Here is an 18,886-nt window from a genome sequence, read left to right on the forward strand (position 1 = left end):
AAGCTATCCTGACCTTGTGAGACATCCCCCTTCCCTTTGGGTTGGGAAGAGAGATTGCCGGGAGTGTTAAGGTGAAGTGGTTTTCGCTGGCTGTGTTGCTGTTTTCCTTTCCCTGGCTTGGGGCCTGTACGCGGGTACCTGAAGGGGTTGAGCCGGTACAGAATTTCCAGCTGCAGCGCTATCTGGGCCACTGGTATGAGATCGCCCGCCTGGACCACGCTTTTGAGCGGGGCCTGACCTTGGTAACCGCTGACTACAGCCTCAACCCCGATGGCTCTGTCGCCGTGGTCAATACCGGTTATTCGAAAGGGCGAGATGCCTGGCAACTGGCGCGGGGGCGGGCTGAATTTGTCGGGCCCAGGGATGTCGGCCATCTGAAAGTCTCTTTCCTCGGGCCCTTTTATTCCTCTTACATCGTGATTGCCCTGACAGATGACTACAAATACGCGATGGTGTCCGGCTATGACAAGTCCTACCTGTGGATATTGTCCCGCACCCCGATCCTGCCTCAGGATGTGCTGGAGCAGTTTCTGCAGAAGGCCAGGGCTTTGGGCTACCCTGTTGAGCAACTGATCTTTCCCAGGCAGGAGGCCCAAGCGGGCAACAAACCCTCAGCGCAATAAGGCGCGCTCGCGCCACCAGCTTATGCACACCAGTAACAGCAGAATCAGGGCCGGCCACTGGCGTTCGATAGGCACCTTAGCTGAGTGGGTATTATCTATCGGCCCCAGGCGTGCGGTAGCCATCTGTTGGGCTTCTCCATCGCTTAGGGATTGCTGCCAGAGGGGCCAGTCCTCTTTGGCAAAGATATAAAAATCAAATACCGGGCCCCCGTCATTTTCGGTTTTTAGCTGGTGCCAGCCAGCATTTCTCGGCCAGAAAGTGTGGCATTGGCCCTGGGCGTTGGTGCCAGCATGGCCGCCGCTTATGGGCTGGGATTTATTCCGAGAATCCAACAGCTGTGGGCTGGCGCCGGAAAATTGTGAGCTGCACAGGGTGATACGCTCCTGCGCACGGGGCAATGCACCGGAGGGCGTTATCGGCTGTTGTGTTCCCAGGTGTTTCAACTGGTAATCGAAAATGGATTTCCACAGACTGGCGAACTCTGAGGCAAAGCCACTGGTGAGCCAGCGGTGACTGTCGCTAAACAGGATAAATCCCAGGTGCTGGGTTCCTCTCGAGCGCCCCCAGAAGAGTGGATTTCCCCGGTTGCCAATGAGGAAATCACTGGAGGTCGGTTGCGCCACTTGAAAGCCGTGCGTGCGTAGGGAGAGGGTAGCAGTGCTGTTTGCTCCTTGGTAGCTAAACTCGGTGGAGTTGCGTATATCAGGCTCTGTACTTCCTGTCTTTTGCAGGGGCATGGATTGGGTGGCACTGTATTGGACAAAGTCTTCAGCGGCATCGCCGCTCACCAACCACAACAGCGATTTGTTTGAGGCCAGTGAGTCAAGCTGCTGCTTCTGTTGCGAGCTAAGTTGTGGCCACAAGGCGCTATCGAGGACCAGTAGATCGAATGGGTTTGTCTCTGCCAGTAGATTTTGTGGCTCGGTAAGTTGCAGCCCGTTAAGGGTTTCCTTTCTTGTAATTTCAGGTGCTAACTGGGTCATTACCTGTGCCGCAACACCGGATTGGCGCAGCCAGCGGGACAGGGCGGCCGACTCGAAAGCGGGACGTGCGAGCCACAGTAATACCTTCGGCTGGCGCGGCTCTAGCACCACGATTGGCAGTGGTTCGAAACGGCTTTCGCCCGTAGCATTTTCAATCTGCACCCGGTAGAGCTGGGGGCCAGTAAGTTTAGGGAGGGCACCGAGTTGTGCCTGCGCTTTCTCCCCGGCTTTCAGCTCAATGCTTTGTTCGATATCGCCGTAGGGATTTAACAGGTTAAGCCGCGAACGCTCTGCCAGTGGTTGATTGCTGTGAATCTGTAATTGCAGCGTTTCCCCCAGGGTGATTTGTCGCTGCCAGTGGAATCTCCAGCCAGCGTTGGAAATCTGGGCATTCGACAGGTCCAGGCGCACCGGGGCCAGATCCCGCAGGGCGTCGCGGCCAGGAGGCAACCCGTGCAGCGAGATATTTTTCACTCCGGTGAGATTGACCGGTAACGCACCAGCCAGATCCTCACGGTTGAGATCAGCATGGCGCCCGGCTGTGACGATTGCGGGTGGTTGCCAGAGCATCCAGGCACTGAGCCAGATGGCCAGTTGCAGAGCATAGTCGAGTGGTCTGTGGCGACGGCGTCGCAACAGAAGCATTGAGACGATGCAGGCCAGCAGGCACAGGCCGGGTATCACAAACTCAATCACTGTTGGCTCTCCCCCTGTCGGTGCTGCCAACGGCTGAAATGGCTATTTTCCTCAGTCTGCACAGGCAATGAAGGGGCGGCCTTGGGGGCGGGTAGCAGCTGATAGAGCAGCCGGTTGAGGGATTGCCGGCAGTCGGTACAATTCGGTTGCTGCTGGTAAAGGCGTAGTTGTTTGGAAAGTTCTAATCCGAGATCCGCCGCCTGGGTTGTGGCGAGTTCACTGACTTGTTTGTGGAGATCGGTGTCAAGGTCGGCACCCGTGCGTACCTGTTCCATCAGCGCCAGCACCTGCGCCCTTTGCGCCTGATCAAATTCACTGCTGACGGTTTCCGGAACCACTGCTTCCCGTTCTCCACTGAGGCGGCGGCTTTCGTCCAGCGGCGGTGCCTCGAAGCCGACTCTCTGTAAATAAATACGCGAGGCCTGCTGCACTTCCTTGATATAGCGCAGGGCCCGGTGTTGATGGGGCAGGGAGGCCTGGGGCTCGATTACCGAGAGATCGCGCCAGGAACTCCACATGGCATTCAGCGCATTGCGCAGCAGCTCCTTGGTCTGTGGATCAAACAGGGTGGCATGCTCCGAGTTGTCGTGCAGGTGGCCGGCGGAAGCGGCTATACGTTTTGCCTGTTCGAAGTGGGAGTCACCTTGTAAAAATGGTGCGGCGGCTTCACGGTTGTGCGATTTGTATTCGCCCTGTTCCGAATGATGGTGAGCATCGCCGTGTCCTGCTTCCTCTTCGCCGCTGTGTTGCTCGTCTCCACGCTCGGTGTGTTCTGCTTCCGAGTCCTCCTCACCGAGGAAGCGGCCGTAACGCATACGCAGCAGGTTTTGCTCATAGGCCAAGCCCTCGGAGCGCGTGCGGAACGCCTCCTGTTGCAGCTGCTCCCGCTCGGCCAGCAAAGCTTCGGTATCAATAATCAGTTGGCGCTGGCTGCGGAAATACTCCGGCAATACCTTGATCGCCATACCCGCACTGTCGCTGAGACCAAAGATCTCTTCCTGTGGCCAACGCAGGATAAAGTGCTGGCTCTTGGCCACATTGGCGCTGGGCTCACGGTTATCCCTGGCTTCCAGGTACCAGTAGAGCTCGTCGCCGGCCTCCATGGAAAACTGATCGATGGGCAGGGTGAAATCGTAGTGAACTTCTTTGCCATTTGTTGTGGGGTTTGTTGTTGGGGGGGGTGACTGCAAGCTGGTGAGCGCAATACGCTCCTCGCGAAAGCGCAAATTTTCCCCGGTGCCGCTGGCAAGTGTTATCAGCAGGTCTGCCGAGTGTACCTGGTAATCGTCATTCATCATGACTTTTACGGGGATGCCTTTGGTACTGCCATAAAGCGTGTCTACACGCAGGCTCGGTGCTTCGAAGGCAAACTCCGGGGCGCTGTCTTTTTTTACCTGGATATTGTGAATTTCCGGCAACAGCTTGCGAGTGCTCGAGATCTGCACAGAGAGCTGGTAAAAATCCGCCTTATTCACAGTGCGCTGCAACTGCCATTGTTTGCTGGGCACTTCCCCTTCCGGGATAAAGGCAAAGTTCTCCGTTTCGGCCAGCATTTCCAGGCCATCTACTGCCGTATTGAATTCAATATGCCATTGCACCTGGGCCTGCTCCGGCGCATCGACTTGGAGGGTTTGGCGGGAGGGTGCGAGGCCGGTGTAGGCGGGTGGCTGTATGCGGGTTTCCGCGTGCACGATGGAGAGCTTTTCCGTTGTGGAAATAGCGGTCTTTTGTTCAGCGATACCGGTTTCGTTTGTTGCAAAAATAGTGTCGCCAAGAATAAATAACAAAAGTCCCAGGCAGGCACCCAAGGCGTGTGCCAGGGGACTGCGCAAGCGGGGCGGACCTGGCGGTGTTTTATTGGGTATTTGCAGTAATTGCTGCAGTTCTTTATGGATACGATTGCGCTGCAGTTGCTGCACGGGACTCAGGTCGGATTCCCGCTGCCAAAGTAACTGACTGCTGTCCTGCAGTGGGGGGCATTGCCGATCCAACTGGCAGCATAAATATGCCCGAGTTGGGCGCCAGCTGCGATCCAACAGTAGCGCCGCCATCACAATGCCAAGCCAGGCGGGTAACAGCCACTGGGGCCAATCGAATAGGAAAACTCCCAGGCCGGCCAGCAGGCTGAGCCCGGTGCCGAGCCAGAGGTAAGGCCGCAAGGCTGCCAGTTGCCAGCGCCTGCGCACAACGTTCATGGTTTGCAGGCCCTTATCCATGGCGCGTCTCCCCGGCTCTCCTGCTTGGAGATCGGGACAGGGCAAGCAGTCGCTCAAGCGTCAGCAGCATCAATAGGGCGGCTATCAGCCAGGGTTGCAGTTGTTCCGCGCGGCGGTTTCCCACCGCACTGTCTACCACAGGGATGCCCATAGGGTTCATGCCCGACCACTGGCCGCGGTTGCGGTGTTGCAGTGGCCAGTCCTGCGCCGACCACTGTTGCCATAAATAGTCGGGTAGCTCCGCTCGTTGATAAAATTCTGCGCTGTGCCAGTCGATTCCATAGCGAAGCCAGCTTCCCCGTCCCATGGGAGCCGCCTGAACGGGATAGCTTTGATCTACAGTGACAAAGTCCAAGTGGTCAGGGGGCTGAATACTTTTGTCGGTGATCAACAGGCCACCGTCGGCAACAAAATCCATTACTGTCTGGGGCAGGGGCGCGGGGCCTGCGTAAACCAGCCAATCCGTTTCTTGGGCACTGAGTGCCGCTTCCTGTTCCAGAGTTTGTACCAATAACTCCGGCATGGCGCCACGCCAGTCTTCCAATACCGGTGCCCACCAATTGGGCACCTTGCCCATCACGGCGACCCTCGGTAATACCGGACCCTTTGTTGTGGCGGGCTTATCGAGGCTGTGCCACTGCCAGTGGGGACTGGTGCGAAGTGCCCGATGGGATGCTGGGAATGCGTTGTTAATCAGCAGGATATAAGCCCGACGCAAATCGGCACGGCGGGACAATAGTGTTAAAGTTTTCCACAGGTCGATATTTTGCGGTGGAGGTGAGGTTACAGCAGTTGTTTCTGGGGATAACCACAGTACTTTGTGATCGGCCTCGGCAAGTTGCGGCAGAGAACGGTGGATAAAGGCATTCGCGTCGATTGCCTCAATCCTGGGATCTACCAGTACCACCGCCTCTTGGGGATAAATATTCCTTTTGATCAATGGCTGACCCAGTAAAAGTGCCAGCAGGGTGACAACCAACAGACGCAATAACAGCAACCATTTGTTATCCACAACCGGCTGGCGTGCGCGACTCTGTGCATATCTTTGTACCCACTGCAGCGCGGCAAAGGGGATCTGCTGTGGATTACTGCGTCGCAGTAGATGGATGGCAATGGGAATGGCCAGGGCGGCAAACAGCCACAGCCACTGTGGGGACTGGAAAAAGGCATTTATCCACAGCATCTCAGCACAACCTGCCGTGGCGCTGGATAAACTGGCGCAGGGACTTTTCCACAGGCTGCTCGATCAGATCACTCTGCAATATACACTCCTGGGCGGCAAAGCGTGCTTTGAGCGCACTCTGCGCACGAGCAAAAGCGTCCAGGTAAGACTGGCGTTGCCGCTCGGCGTCAACTTCCAAGGCTGCTGGGGTATTGGGGTTCGCTTCCGGATTGAGCAGCTTCAGCTCCCCGCCAAAGGGAAAAGTCTGCTCCGCCTCGATCAACAATTGCAGCGGCAGGCAGGGGCGACCGGCGGCGTGCAGGTGTGCGGCGAAATTGCTGATCTCATTCTCCTGTTCAAAAAAATCACTCAGTAATATCACTTGGCAGGGGCGCTCGAAGTACTGCCACAGGGGGGCCAGTTGGGATTGATCCGGCCAGTGGTTACAGGCATTGAGCTGCTGCAACTGAAGTGCGATCTGGCGCTGGTGACTTTCGCCCTGGCCTTCGGGCACATGGACAGTCTGTTGGCTGTTGATGGCCAACAGGGAAAAACTGTCACCCTGGGCGTTGAGCAGCCAGCACAAGCTGGCAATCCAGCATTTGGCGTAATGCAGTTTATTCAGGCTGGACTCGACAAAACTCGCCTGGCCCAGGGAGGCGCTGGTATCGAGCACAAAGCACACATGCATGCGGCTCTCCTGCTCGGTCTCGCGCACATAGTAGCGATCGCTGCGGGCAAACAATTTCCAGTCGATATGGCGGATCGAATCCCCCGCTTGATAGCCGCGGTACTGGTGAAACGCCAGGCCGGTGCCGCGGCGCTGGCTGTGCTGAACGCCGAGCATCACGCCCTCGGCGATATGCCGTGACAGCCACACCAGATCGCGACAGCTGGCCAGGGTTTTGGGGGACAGCAATGACACGGTGATCAGTCCCGGCCGGGTTCCGGCACCGCAGCCAATAGTTCGTCGATCAGCTGTGGCATCTGGATGCCATCGGCCTGGGCCTGGAAACTGAGCAGTACCCGATGGCGCAGCACCGGCAGCAGCAGGCAGCGGATATCCTCGCGGGTAACGGCGAGGCGCCGCTGCAACAGGGCGCGGGCCTTGGCGGCGAGAATCAGCGCCTGGCCAGCGCGGGGGCCTGCGCCCCACTTGATCCACTGGTCCAGGGTAGTGCTGCCACGGGTGTCGGCGCGGGTGGCGCGCACCAGCGCCGACACGTAGCGGTACAGGTCGTCGCTCACATGAATTTCCCGCACCAGTTTCTGCATTTCGCGCAGTTGCTCGGCGTCCAGACTGGGGCTTGGCCTGATTCTGGCGGTACCGGTGGTGGAGCGCAGGATTTCCACCTCATCCCGCGCATCCGGATAGTCGATAAGGATATTCAGCAGGAAGCGGTCCAATTGTGCCTCAGGCAGGGGATAGGTGCCGGCCTGTTCGATGGGGTTTTGTGTGGCCAGTACGAAATAGGGGTCGGGCAATGCCAATGTTTTGCCACCCACGGTGACCGAGCCCTCCTGCATGGATTCCAGCAGGGCCGCCTGGGTTTTGGGTGGGGTGCGGTTAATTTCATCCGCGAGCAGAATATGGGTAAATACCGGGCCGCGCTGGAATTTAAAAAAGCGCTTGCCGGTGCTGTGGTCCTCTTCGAGGATCTCACTGCCGAGAATATCTCCGGGCATCAAATCCGGGGTGAACTGTACCCGTTTGAAATCCAATGCGCTGGCATCGGCGAGGGTTTTTACCAACAGGGTTTTACCCAGCCCCGGCACCCCCTCAAGCAGGGCATGGCCAGCGGCCAGCAGGCAGATCAGCATCTGTTCCACCACCGGCTTCTGACCGACAATCACCCGCGCAATCTCCTGCTGCAGGTTGTCCAGGCTGTGCAGTTGTTCTTCGATGGTATTTTCCAGGGTGGTCAGCATAGTCAGCTCGTGAGTGCGTAAATAACAATGTTTACCGCAAATTTTGTATTGTCGATGGCGAGCCAGCGCTTGTTGCGGTAGTCGTAGTCCCATTCACAGCCAAAATCCTTATTGCTGTAGAGTACGGCGATGCGCCCGTTGACGACGATGGCTTTCAGGTAATCGTGTACCAGGTCGTCGCCCCAGCCATTTAACTCGAAACTGGTTACCGGCAGTTCGTCGAACTGGAAAAAGCAGCGGTAGAGGTCGTGATCGTGCGGGAGTTTTTGCAGGCAGCCGTTGCCAAACAGCTCGGTCATTTGCGTTTCGAAGGATTTGGCAAAGAGGCCGTCGATATCGTGGTTGCAGTCGTCCACAAATACAAAGCCGCCGCGATTAACGTAATCGCGAAAATTCCTCACCTCCTCCGGGGTGAACTGCACCAGTTTGTGTCCGGCCAGGTAGCAGAAAGGAGCCAGCAGCATTTTCTTGTCGGCCAATGGCACTATGTGCTCTTTGGGGTCGACTTTCAGGTTGGTGTACTCCACCAGCGAGTTAAGCAGGTTGGAGGGCATGCGCTGATCCACATCCCAGTCACCGGATTCGTACATCAGGCGGGTGAAATAAAAATCGTAGTGTTCCCGTGCGCTACCCGCTTCTGTATTTTGCGCACGTCCACCCAGTGGCAGCGCTGCGGCGCAACTGCCCAGGATCAGGTGCTGAAGAAAAGCCTTGCGGGTGAGGGACACGGGATAACTCTATTACGGCATTGGTTGAATTATGGGTTTATTGTTGAAATGATTCTGGGAAAGACAAAGGCAAGGGTCGTACCAGCTACACATTCAGTCTGTAACAGATAGATGCCGGTTTTCACCGGCTTGACCCTTGCACGCATAAATAATCAGCCCAGCTTGCGCTTGGTGTTGATCACATTGATACCGTCAAAACGCGCGGTGGAACTACCATGGGACACGGCACTTATCTGGCTTGGTTGCCCCTTGCCATCGAAGAAGGACCCGCCCAGTCGGTAGTCGCGCTTGTCGCACACCTGCGAGCAGGCATTCCAGAATTCCTGGGTGTTGGACTGGTAAGCGACATCCTCTACCATGCCGGTGATCTTGCCGTTTTCGATTTCGTAGAACAGCTGGCCGCCGAACTGGAAATTGTAGCGCTGCTGGTCGATGGAAAAGGAGCCGGCACCGACAATATAAATACCTTTCTCCACATCCTTGACCATATCGTCGACGCTCAACTCTTCCTTGCCCGGTGACAGTGAAACGTTGGACATGCGCTGGAATTGCACGCTGGACCAGCTGTCGGCGTAACAGCAGCCATGGGATTCCTTCTGCCCCAGCATATGTACCTGGTCGCGAATGGCTTGGTAGTTCACCAGAACACCGTCTTTTACCAGATCCCAGTTGCCGGTCTTCACGCCCTCGTCGTCATAGCCGACTGCACCGAGAGAGCCGGGCTGTACTTTATCGGCATACAGGTTGACCCTGTCGCTGCCGTACTGGAATTTGCCACTGCGCCATTTATCCAGGGTGGCGAAAGAGGTACCGGCAAAGTTGGCCTCATAGCCGAGCACGCGGTCCAGTTCCAGCGGGTGTCCGACGGATTCGTGAATAGTGAGCCACAGATGGCTGGGGTCCAGCACCAGATCGTATTTACCCGGTTTTACCGATTTGGCCGTGAGCTTTTCCTGGGCTTGCTGTGCCGCCAGGCGCGCGTCTTCGGTCATATCGTAGGAATCGCGGTAAAGCACTGTCTGCGATTGGATTTTGTCTTGGGTGCGACCGTCCAGGTATTCAAAGCCGCGGCCCACCGGCTGGCTCAGGCCCTGGCGGGTGCGGAAGCCGCCGGTTTTCTTGTTCACCGCCGTTACCGAGAAGGGCGCCCACAATCGGTGGACATCCTGTTCGATGTAAGAGCCGTCGGTGGAGGCAAAATATTTCTGCTCGTTCACCAGGTACAGCATGGAGTTGATATAGCTGGCACCGGCATCCAGCGCAGACTTATTCACCTCCATCAACAGGTCTACCTTCTCCGCGATGGGGATTTGCATGGCATTTTTTTGAATTGGCGTCTGCCAGCTGACCTCGCCGTGGCCTTTCACCGGGGCCAGCTGCACCGGTTCTTGCTGGTATTTGGCATTGGCTTTGGCGGTGGCTACCGCCTGACGGGTAGCGCGGGCGACGCCATCGGTGGTCAGATCATTGGTGGCGGCAAAGCCCCAGGTGCCGTTGGCGATCACCCGGATACCCATACCGATGGATTCGGTATTCACCACATTTTGTACCTTCATTTCGCGGGTGACCACGTATTGGTTCAGGTAGCGGCCAATGCGCACATCCGCATAACTGGCGCCGAGTTTTCTGGCACTGTTCAGGACCACATCCGCAAACTCTTTTTTTACGGCGAGATCAATACCGCTCTGGGTGAGTTTGCTCTCGGCTACCAGGTTGCCGGAAAGCGGCAACATGGAGACGCCCAGGCCGGCACCGCTGAGCTGGAGAAATTTTCTTCTGTCCATTTCGTCATCCTCAATGGGGGCGGGCCGTTATACGGCGTCGGAAAGGCTGCTGAAGGTAAAGTCGCGTACTTTCAGTGCGGGCACCATAGCGGACATCCCCCACATGCCCACGCGCTCCGGTATACCCATATCCTCGATATTGTTGAGCATGATCACCGGACTTTCATTGAAACGGAAGTTCTTCACCGGGTATTGGATCTTGCCGTTCTCGATATAGAAGGTGCCGTCGCGGGTGAGGCCGGTGAGCAGCAGGGATTGTGGATCGACCATGCGGATATACCAGGTGCGGGTCACCAGGATGCCGCGGCGGGTGTTCTTGATCAGCTCTTCGGTGGATTTGTCGCCGCCGACCATAATCAGGTTGTTGGGTTCCGGCACCGATTCGCTCTTGCTCTGTTTGGCCCAGTAGCGGCTGCGCGTCAGGTTTTTCACCACCCCGTCCTTGACCCAATCGATGCGCTCTTGCGGCATAAAGTCGGAGTTGGCCCAGGGCTGTGCCGGTACATTGAGGTTGGCGGGATCGGAGTAGATATGTACGCGCTTGTCGAACATCTTTTCGCCGATGCGGTTGCCACCGCCTTTCTTACTCATAAAACTGCGGCCCTCGTCGGCACTGCGTGCGTTGAAACCGCTCAGCATATAGCCCATCAGGCCGGAGACCGCATTGGGTTCCAGGACCACGGTGTACTTGCCCGGCTCCAGGGCACGGGCTTTCTGGGACAGCAGGGCCTTGTCGATGGCCACAGAGGAGGAGCTGCCGGTATTCATGCTGGCGAAGTCAGTGACATCGCTCTCCGCCCAGCCGGAACCCAGGCCATTCTGCGTGCGCATGGTGACGGTGAAGTTGGCGGAGGTGGCGGCGTGATAGCCGAACAGCCCCTTGGAGGTGGCGACTGCGGCAAAGGCGCGTTCATCTTCCAGGTAGCCGGCGGCAACCACTTTCTTTTCCTTAGCCGCGATAATGGAGTCCGCTGCGGCCTTGGCGCGCTGGTCCGGAGTGATATCCGCGGTGGATTTGGCGAAGCCGTCCACACTCATATATTTCTGCGGGCCCAGAATAGGCATGGATTCCGGGTTTTCCGGCGAGAGCTTGGCCAACTCCTCGGCGCGGCGCATTACTTTTTCCAGGGAAGCATCGCTGAATTCATTGATGGTGGCCACACCGGATTTCTTGCCAAAGCGCGCTTCCACTGCCAGTTCGGTGTTATTGACGATACCGCTGGTGGAGACACTGTTGCGCGCATAGCGAATATTGCCGGTCTCGCCTCCGCCCAGCTGTGCGCTGGCCTCATCGGCGCGGCTGTACTTTAAAACCTTGTCGAGAATACGCTTTGCTTCACTTCTGCTGAGAATTGCCATTGCCTTTTCTCCAATTACTTATTTTTGTGCGCAGCCGGTCAGGCAATCTTGCGCTTGGTATTGATAACGTTGACTTTGTCGAATCGGGTAGTGGAACAGCCGTGGGAAACCGCACTTACCTGGCTGGGCTGGCCCTTGCCGTCAAAGAAGGTACCGCCCAGGCGGTAGTCTCTGCTGTCACAAATGGCTGAGCAGGCGTTCCAGAATTCCTGGGTGTTGGACTGGTAGGCAACGTCCTCCACCTGGCCGACAATCTCACCGTTGTTGATTTCGTAGAACAGCTGCCCACCGAACTGGAAGTTGTAACGCTGCTGGTCAATGGAGAAGGAGCCGCGACCGACGATATAAATCCCTTTTTCCACATCGCGGATCATATCTTTTGCCGCGTATTTTTTCTCACCCGGTGCCAGGGAGACATTGGGCATACGCTGGAATTGCACACTGGACCAGCTATCCCCATAACTGCAGCCGTGGGATTCCTTCTGGTCGATCCTATGCACCTGGTCGCGGGTGGCCTGGTAGTTTACCAGGATGCCGTCTTTTACCAGGTTCCAGCGCTTGGTTTTCACCCCCTCGTCGTCGTAGGCGACCGCACCGAGGGAACCGGGCTGTACCTTGTCGGCAAACAGGGTGACCTTGTCACTGCCGTACTGGAACTTGCCGCTGCGCCATTTATCCAGGGTGGCAAAGGAGGTACCGGCATAGTTGGCCTCATAGCCGAGCACACGGTCCAGTTCCAGCGGATGGCCGACGGATTCGTGGATGGTCAGGCACAGGTGAGACGGCTCCAGCACCAGGTCGTACTTGCCGGGCTCGATGGACTTGGCCGACAGTTTTGCCTGGGCCTGCTCGGCAGCCAGCACCGCATCTTCGGCCATATCGTAGGAGGTTTTGTAGAGCGTGGTCTGGCCGCGGATTTTGTCTTTCTCGTGACCGGCCAGGTATTCATAGCCTCTGCCCACCGGGTCGCTGAGGCCGTTGCGGGTTTTAAAGGCACCACTTTTCTTATCCACGGCCGTAACCTGCATAGGCGCCCACAGGCGGTGGATATCCTGGTCGATATAGGAGCCATCACTGGAGGCGAAGTACTTCTGCTCGTTCACCAGGTACAGGGAGGAGCGGATATAGCTGGCGCCGGCCTTGAGTGCACTGTTGTTGACGGCCATCAGGTAGTCAACCTTCTCGCTGATGGGCACTTCCAGGGCATTTTGCTGGATGGGCGTCTGCCAGGAGACTTCGCCCACCCCTTTAACCGGCGCCAGGTGCACGGGCTCTGTCTGGTATCTGGCGTTGGCCACAGCCACAGCCACAGCCTGGCGCGCGGCTCTGGCGACACCGTCGGAAGTCAGGTCATTGGTGGCGGCGAAGCCCCAGGTGCCGCTGGCGATCACGCGGATGCCAGCGCCGAGGGATTCCGTATTGATGATATTCTCGACATTGGTTTCGCGGGTCAGTACGTACTGGTTGAGATAGCGGCCGATACGCACATCCGCATAGCTGGCGCCGGCTTTGCGGGCCGTGTTCAGGACCACATCCGCCAGTTGCCTCTTGTCTGAGGTGTGCATCCCTTCATTGAGCAGTTGCTCGGCACTGACCTGTATCCCCTGTAGGGGCAATAATAGACCGCCGGTGCCGACGCCGGCGATTTTGAGAAATTGTCTTCTTTCCATTGGCTACCTTGTATCCCCAACGCAGCGGTTTGCCCGCTTGGGGTGCGTTTATTGTTATGGGCCCGGTCATTGCGCGGGGCTCTTTCGGGCATAGAGTCCGTACCAGGTTTGCACCTAGAAGGATGTACAACTATCAGGCTTCACGCCCTCTTGTAAAGTGGCACCTCGGTGAAGTGAGGCCTGGTGGGGGCAGGTGGATAGTTGGCGGAGGAGAATAGAGGGGGCCCACTTAAATCGATGCGCGTTGGCGTACCTGATCAAAGGTGGCATCGATCAGCAGCTCGCCATTGCGATATACCGGTCTCAGCAGGTTGCGGCGCTGGCCAAGTGACTCCAGGCGAACGGTCTGCAGTGCACCATTGTCCTGCTGAACCAAGGCCAGGCGCCCGCGTCTGGATGCCTTTTCGGGACCGGTGCGCGGGTTCTTGTACACATCCCGCCAAGTGCCGAAGATGCGCACGGCACTGGCTTTCATGGCGAAGCTCATCAGGTCGCGGTCCACTTTCTGCAACAGTTCTCCCCCCATCCCGAAGGTGATGTTGTCAGCGCTTTGGTGCTGCTCCTTCATTGCCTGCAGAATTTTTGGAATAGAAAAACGCGATACGCTGTCGCCCTGGATCAGGCGGATATAATCCGGCAGCACCCGATAGCCTTTGCGATTGGTCTCGGCGCCGAAAATTGTCATTAACCGTTCGATACACTCGACCACAATCTGTACCGGATTGCCGGAATCGGGGCGAATAACCACAGTGCCGGGTGTATTGATCACAGCGTCTCTCAGGGTTTTACCCCAGATATGCTCCACCGCATTCCACAAATCATAGCTGTCGCTCACCACCGCAAAGCGTTTATGTTTACCAGAAAATTGTTCCATCATATTCTGATAGGCGGATACTTCGTGTTCGCGGCCCCAGGCAGTAATGGTGCTGTGTTCTGCGGCAGGTATGGAAAATCCCGGCATGCCGGCACGATAAAATTTCCTTGCCGCCATAACCCCGGAAAGCGTATCGGTTCCGTGAAAATTCACCAGGTGCGCCATGCCGCCAAGCATGGCACTCTCAAAGCTGCTGGTTCCGCGGGCACCAAAGTCATGTAATTTAAAGGGCAGGCCCTCCTGGGAATCCGCGGTTTCTCTTAAATAGTGGGCGATGATTTTTTTGATTTCCCGACTCTGGGTGGCCACCGTGGAGGGGTACCAGATAGCGCGCACCAGCGCGGTTTCAATATAGCTGGTCAGCCAGAAACAGGCGGGGCAGGTGTTGACCACCTGTGTCGTGACGTTGTGCAGGGGAATGACAGAACCCTCTTCGACAGCGCTGACTTCCAGCGGCAAGAGGCCCCCGTGTCTCAGCACTATATGTTCCCAGCCCGCACGGTGGAAAGGCAGGCCGTGGCATTGCAGTATATCTACCGCTTCCTCGATATGCTCTTGCGTCACCGGTTTGCACAAATATTCCTTGAGGAATGCCTGCAATCCAAACACGACTGTCTGGGTGAATTCCCCTCCGCGACACTCAATATAGCTGCTGACATACTCTGTGCCTGGCGGGTATTGCAGGTAGTGACTCGCCTTGTAGCTGTCCACATTGAGGATCGGATTTTCTGTTGGCATGGCTATTTCAGCTGAGTTTGGCAGAAGGCATTACCTGTGTCGCAAATTGCCTGTTAGAGCGCCCCGTTTTTGCTGGGGAAACGCCCGGTGTAAGTGCGTGTAATTTTCCTTCGTGTGACATTCTGGATACACACCCCGGCGAAAGCACGCCTGAATAATAGATAGCACAGCGCAACGCGGTATTTTTCTCCTGTCATTTGGATCACCTGTCCAAATTAATCCGATCCATAGTGGTTGATCTTTTGTATATAGATGTGTACTTTTGTATACATGGCAAGCAAGGGAACAACATGCTCAATAAATCTCAATCCATTTCGACGCGTTTATCAGCGGATGACTATGCCTATCTGATGTCCATCGATCGCAATGGCGCAGTCACGCAAAGTGAAAAAGTGCGTGAAGTCATCGCCATGGCGAGGGAGTCGGTGGGGGTGCAGAGTCTGGCGCGCGCCTACCTCGCTTCGGCAGGCGCCGTACTTGCGGTCAAGGCCCGCTATATAGAGGAAAACCAGCGCAGTTTACTGGTGGAAGCCGTACTGGAATTGCTGGCAGAAAGTGTGGCAATCGTGCAGAACAGTGCTACCTGTGAAGTGATGGCACCACCTTTGGAAAAGGGCCTCGTACCTGTTGTGGATGCCTTTTTGGAAAAAATGCTATTGCTGGCACAGCAGGAGAATCCGCGCAGTCTTCACCGCGAGTCGGCACCAACCATTCGCCAGCGGTTGGAGGGTGCCCTGACCGAATAAAACCCCTTACCGGATGGGATTTATTCAGTTTCAAAATGCCACCAATTACAAGTTTTCTGGGTTGGTAGGGCCGGCAAGGCACGCCAATAAAAGCAATTGCAGCCAGGTATCCCTTATTGTCGAGATGGCAATCCATCAGGGTATGCAAGATCCGTTTAACTGTCGGTCTTTTCATTGTGGTGGTAAAGGGATACGTCACAACCGGCCTGGTGCCGGAAAAATTCACAGACAGTTGAATCCCGTCACTCGGACAGGGTCTGTGGGCAACCGTCGGGTGTTGATGGATCGCATATGGCTTTGGGAAATTTTAAAACAACAGAGGGTAATACTCATGAGAGAAGGATTGATCAAGCGTATCTCGCGATTAATTTCAGCATCCGCCAATGCACTGGTGGATTCAGTGGAAAACGCAACACCGCAATTGGTGATGGAACAGGCAACCCGTGAGATAGATGAGGCCATTGCCGATGTGCGGGAACAATTGGGTAAGGCGGAAGCTGCCAAATATCTCAACGCCAAGGCACTCAACGATGAGAACAGCCGTCACAGTGCCCTGGTGGAGCAGATTGATGTTGCGGTCAAGGCCGGGCGCGATGACCTGGCTGAAGCCGCCATTGCCAAGCAGATGGATATTGAGGCACAACTGCCGGTGCTGGAAAAAGCGATTGTAGAGAACGATGCGGAGATGCAGGAACTGAATGCCTACATCAATGCCCTGCAGGGCAAGAAACGTGAAATGCGCGAGCAGCTCAGAGAGTATGCCAAGGCCAGCGAGCATGTGGTCAATGGTGTCAGCGGGGATGGCCGCGGTACCAGCCGCAGCACGGAAAACCAGGTGGAACAGGCCACCGAGGCCTTTAACCGGGTACTGGAGCGGGCGGGTGTACCCACCTCCAGATCCTGTGAGGATGCAAACAAGCTGGCGGAACTTGAGGAACTGGCACGCAATAACCGCATTCAGGAGCGTTTGGCCAAGCTTAAGTCGGGGGCCTGATGGTATTTCTGTTACAGGACCAGAATCTGATCTTTACCGGCGCACTGATATTAATGTTAATGATCGCGCTGCTCGAGGGTGTGATGACACTGATCGGCGTTGCGATTTCGGATTTGCTCGATAATCTGCTGCCGAATTTTGATTTGGAGGTACCGGATACCGGCTTGTCCGGTGGGCTGACCAAGGTCCTCGGTTGGTTGCGCTTTGGCGAGGTGCCGGCGTTAATCCTGCTGGTGGCCTTTCTGACCGGCTTTGGTGCAACAGGCCTGCTGTTACAGAGCTTGGTCGAGTCCACTTTTGGTTTGCTGTTGCCCGGTGGTCTTGCGGCCCTGGGTGTCTTTTTCCTGACCCTGCCACAGGTGCGCTTTGTGGGGAACCTGCTGCGGCGCTTTGCGCTCGGTGATGAGAGTGAGGCGCTGGAACGCGACGCCTTCGTGGGCCGGGTGGCGACCATCACGATCGGTGTGGCCGAGACGGGATCTCCTGCAGAAGCGCGTTTCAGGGATGAATATGGCACGACCCATTATGTGATGGTGGAGCCGGACGAAAGTGAAACCTTTCAGCAAGGGGAAAAAGTGTTGCTGGTGGAGGCGCTAGGAGCACATTTTCGCGTGACACGTCCCACCAGCCAACATCTGATTAAAAACAATTAAATGGAGAACCACTCAGTGATTGAAAATTTTTCTAGCATCCTTTTTATTGCCGGTGCAGTACTGGTAGCTTTGATTGTGATCGGAGCGATTTTTGCGCGCCTCTACACCCGCGCTTCCAAAGAGCGCTCCTTTGTACGCACCGGATTGGGGGGGCAAAAAGTCATTATGAACGGTGGTGCCCTGGTACTGCCGGTATTGCATGAAATTATCCCGGTCAATATGAATACCTTGAGGCTCGCGGTATCGCGCAAGGAACAGCAGGCCCTGATCACCAAGGACCGCATGCGCGTGGATGTGCTCGCCGAATTCTATCTGCGTGTGAAACCGGATACCGATGCCATTGCCAATGCGGCGCAGACCCTGGGTTTGCGCACTCTGGACCCCGAGGCTTTGAAGGACATGATCGAGGGTAAGTTTGTGGATGCCCTGCGCTCTGTGGCTGCTGAAATGGAAATGGCCGAGCTGCATGAACAGCGCAGCCAGTTTGTGCAAAAAGTACAGCAGGTGGTTTCTGAAGATTTGCTGAAAAACGGCTTGGAGCTTGAATCCGTGTCGCTGACAGGACTGGACCAGACCCACAAGGAGTTTTTCAACCAGGACAATGTGTTCGACGCAGAGGGTCTCGCCAGCATGACCCGTTCTATTGAGGCGCGACGCAAAGAAGTCAATGATGTCGAGCAGGAAACCATGGTGCAGATCGAGAAGAAAAATCTCGAGGCAGAGCGCCAGAAGCTGGAAATAGACAAGGAAAAACGCTACGCCCACCTGGAGCAGCAGCGCGAACTGGAAAATCGCGAGGCCGCACAACAGGCCGATATCACCCGCGAACAGGCCGCGCAGGAGCGCGCCGCCCGCCAGGCAGAGATTGAAGCCCAGCGTGAAGTGAGCCAGTCGCAGATCGCTGCGGAACAGGCCACCAAGCTGCTGGAAATTGAGAAGGAACGGCGCCTGCAGGAACAGGAAATTGATCGCGAGCGATTCCTGGAAGAGCAGCGTATTTCCAAACAGAAATCCGTGGAGATTGCCGAGCAGGAGCGCGCCATTGCCATCGCGGAAAAATCCAAGGAGCAGTCTCTTGCCGATCAGCAGGCCAACGTAGCCCTGGCCGAGGCGGTGAAAGCCGAGGAGCAGGTGCACACGGCCAAGGATGTGGAGATTGCGGAGCGGGATAAGCGTATCGAGATTATCGAGGCGCAAAAAGTTGCCGAACGCCAGGCCACCGCAATCAAGGTGGCGGCCGAGGCGGAAAAAGCCGCGGCGGAAGACCGCGCCGAAGCGCTGCGCCTGCAAGCCGGTGCGGAGGCGGAAGCTGTACGTATTAAGGTGGACGCAGACCGCGAAAAATACGCCGTGGATGCCGAGGGCCAACGCCTTATGAACGAGGCCTTCAACAGTCTCAACGAAGCGCAGATCGCCCTCAAGAAAGTCCTCAGTTTGCACGAGAATCTACCAAATATTATCCGCGAGAGTGTCAAGCCGCTGGAGGCTATTGAGGGGATGAAAATTATCTCTGTGGAAGGGCTGAATGGTATGGATGGTCGCACCGGTAGTGGTATTCTCGACGGCGATGCGCAAGCCAAAGGACAAAGCCTGCCGGAAGCCCTGGTAGGCAGCGCGCTCAAACACCGTGCTATGGCGCCATTGGTGGATTCCTTGCTGAAAGAAGCGGGTGTCGGAGATCTCAGCTAGACTGTCGAGACAAAAGCGTAAGAGTGGACATTGGTTTTCTC

At 56.4% G+C, this 18,886-nt stretch carries 15 protein-coding genes; 5 read left to right on the forward strand and 10 right to left on the reverse strand.

Going from position 1 to position 18,886, the window contains the following annotated elements; genetic code table 11:
• Window positions 1-71: 71 nt before the first annotated feature.
• Window positions 72-623 carry a lipocalin family protein gene (locus tag Q1A48_RS03135; RefSeq protein ID WP_299941073.1) on the forward strand — a complete coding sequence of 184 codons (552 nt, stop codon included), beginning with the start codon at window positions 72-74 and terminating at the stop codon, window positions 621-623.
• On the opposite strand, the gene Q1A48_RS03140 is transcribed toward Q1A48_RS03135, so the two are convergent.
• The 10 genes from Q1A48_RS03140 to Q1A48_RS03185 all read right to left on the reverse strand — a co-directional run bounded on the left by Q1A48_RS03140 (window position 612) and on the right by Q1A48_RS03185 (window position 14,763).
• Window positions 612-2,303: a hypothetical protein gene (locus Q1A48_RS03140; protein WP_299941074.1), complete on the reverse strand. Its 1,692-nt coding sequence runs from the start codon at window positions 2,301-2,303 to the stop codon at window positions 612-614. The two genes, Q1A48_RS03135 and Q1A48_RS03140, sit on opposite strands and share 12 nt — an antisense overlap.
• Window positions 2,300-4,519 carry a hypothetical protein gene (locus Q1A48_RS03145; RefSeq protein ID WP_299941077.1) on the reverse strand — a complete coding sequence of 740 codons (2,220 nt, stop codon included), beginning with the start codon at window positions 4,517-4,519 and terminating at the stop codon, window positions 2,300-2,302. The genes Q1A48_RS03140 and Q1A48_RS03145 overlap by 4 nt, the downstream gene beginning before the upstream one ends.
• The gene (locus Q1A48_RS03150; RefSeq protein WP_299941080.1) at window positions 4,512-5,702 is read right to left on the reverse strand and encodes a BatA domain-containing protein; all 1,191 of its coding nucleotides are present in this window, start codon (window positions 5,700-5,702) and stop codon (window positions 4,512-4,514) included. Before Q1A48_RS03150 ends, Q1A48_RS03145 begins: the two co-directional genes overlap by 8 nt.
• 1 nt (window position 5,703) lies before the next feature.
• Complete coding sequence (locus Q1A48_RS03155; protein WP_299941083.1) at window positions 5,704-6,606, reverse strand: DUF58 domain-containing protein; 903 nt, start codon at window positions 6,604-6,606, stop codon at window positions 5,704-5,706.
• Window positions 6,607-6,611: 5 nt separating this feature from the next.
• Window positions 6,612-7,610: a MoxR family ATPase gene (locus Q1A48_RS03160; RefSeq protein WP_299941085.1), complete on the reverse strand. Its 999-nt coding sequence runs from the start codon at window positions 7,608-7,610 to the stop codon at window positions 6,612-6,614.
• A gap of 2 nt (window positions 7,611-7,612) precedes the next feature.
• Window positions 7,613-8,338 (reverse strand): DUF4159 domain-containing protein, encoded by a 726-nt coding sequence (locus Q1A48_RS03165; RefSeq protein WP_299941087.1) that lies wholly within the window; start codon window positions 8,336-8,338, stop codon window positions 7,613-7,615.
• Between the two features lie 152 nt (window positions 8,339-8,490).
• Window positions 8,491-10,122, reverse strand: a complete 1,632-nt coding sequence (locus tag Q1A48_RS03170) for a TldD/PmbA family protein (RefSeq protein ID WP_299941089.1) — start codon at window positions 10,120-10,122, stop codon at window positions 8,491-8,493.
• Window positions 10,123-10,149: 27 nt separating this feature from the next.
• Entirely contained in the window at window positions 10,150-11,481 is a 1,332-nt protein-coding gene (locus Q1A48_RS03175; protein ID WP_299941092.1) for a TldD/PmbA family protein, read from the reverse strand.
• Between the two features lie 38 nt (window positions 11,482-11,519).
• Window positions 11,520-13,151 (reverse strand): TldD/PmbA family protein, encoded by a 1,632-nt coding sequence (locus Q1A48_RS03180; RefSeq protein ID WP_299941094.1) that lies wholly within the window; start codon window positions 13,149-13,151, stop codon window positions 11,520-11,522.
• A 229-nt stretch (window positions 13,152-13,380) separates the two neighbouring features.
• A complete protein-coding gene (locus Q1A48_RS03185; protein ID WP_299941096.1) occupies window positions 13,381-14,763 on the reverse strand; it encodes a nicotinate phosphoribosyltransferase in 1,383 nt (460 codons plus the stop codon).
• 290 nt (window positions 14,764-15,053) lie between these two features.
• Between Q1A48_RS03185 and Q1A48_RS03190 the strand changes: the two genes are divergently transcribed.
• The 4 genes from Q1A48_RS03190 to Q1A48_RS03205 all read left to right on the forward strand — a co-directional run bounded on the left by Q1A48_RS03190 (window position 15,054) and on the right by Q1A48_RS03205 (window position 18,845).
• The gene (locus Q1A48_RS03190; RefSeq protein WP_299941099.1) at window positions 15,054-15,509 is read left to right on the forward strand and encodes a hypothetical protein; all 456 of its coding nucleotides are present in this window, start codon (window positions 15,054-15,056) and stop codon (window positions 15,507-15,509) included.
• A 331-nt stretch (window positions 15,510-15,840) separates the two neighbouring features.
• Window positions 15,841-16,503: a PspA/IM30 family protein gene (locus tag Q1A48_RS03195; protein WP_299941102.1), complete on the forward strand. Its 663-nt coding sequence runs from the start codon at window positions 15,841-15,843 to the stop codon at window positions 16,501-16,503.
• The gene (locus tag Q1A48_RS03200) at window positions 16,503-17,156 is read left to right on the forward strand and encodes a YqiJ family protein (RefSeq protein WP_299941104.1); all 654 of its coding nucleotides are present in this window, start codon (window positions 16,503-16,505) and stop codon (window positions 17,154-17,156) included. Before Q1A48_RS03195 ends, Q1A48_RS03200 begins: the two co-directional genes overlap by 1 nt.
• 15 nt (window positions 17,157-17,171) lie before the next feature.
• Window positions 17,172-18,845, forward strand: a complete 1,674-nt coding sequence (locus Q1A48_RS03205; RefSeq protein ID WP_299941106.1) for a flotillin domain-containing protein — start codon at window positions 17,172-17,174, stop codon at window positions 18,843-18,845.
• Window positions 18,846-18,886: the final 41 nt, after the last annotated feature.

The organism is uncultured Microbulbifer sp. (assembly GCF_947489355.1).
In the GTDB taxonomy this organism is placed as follows: domain Bacteria; phylum Pseudomonadota; class Gammaproteobacteria; order Pseudomonadales; family Cellvibrionaceae; genus Microbulbifer.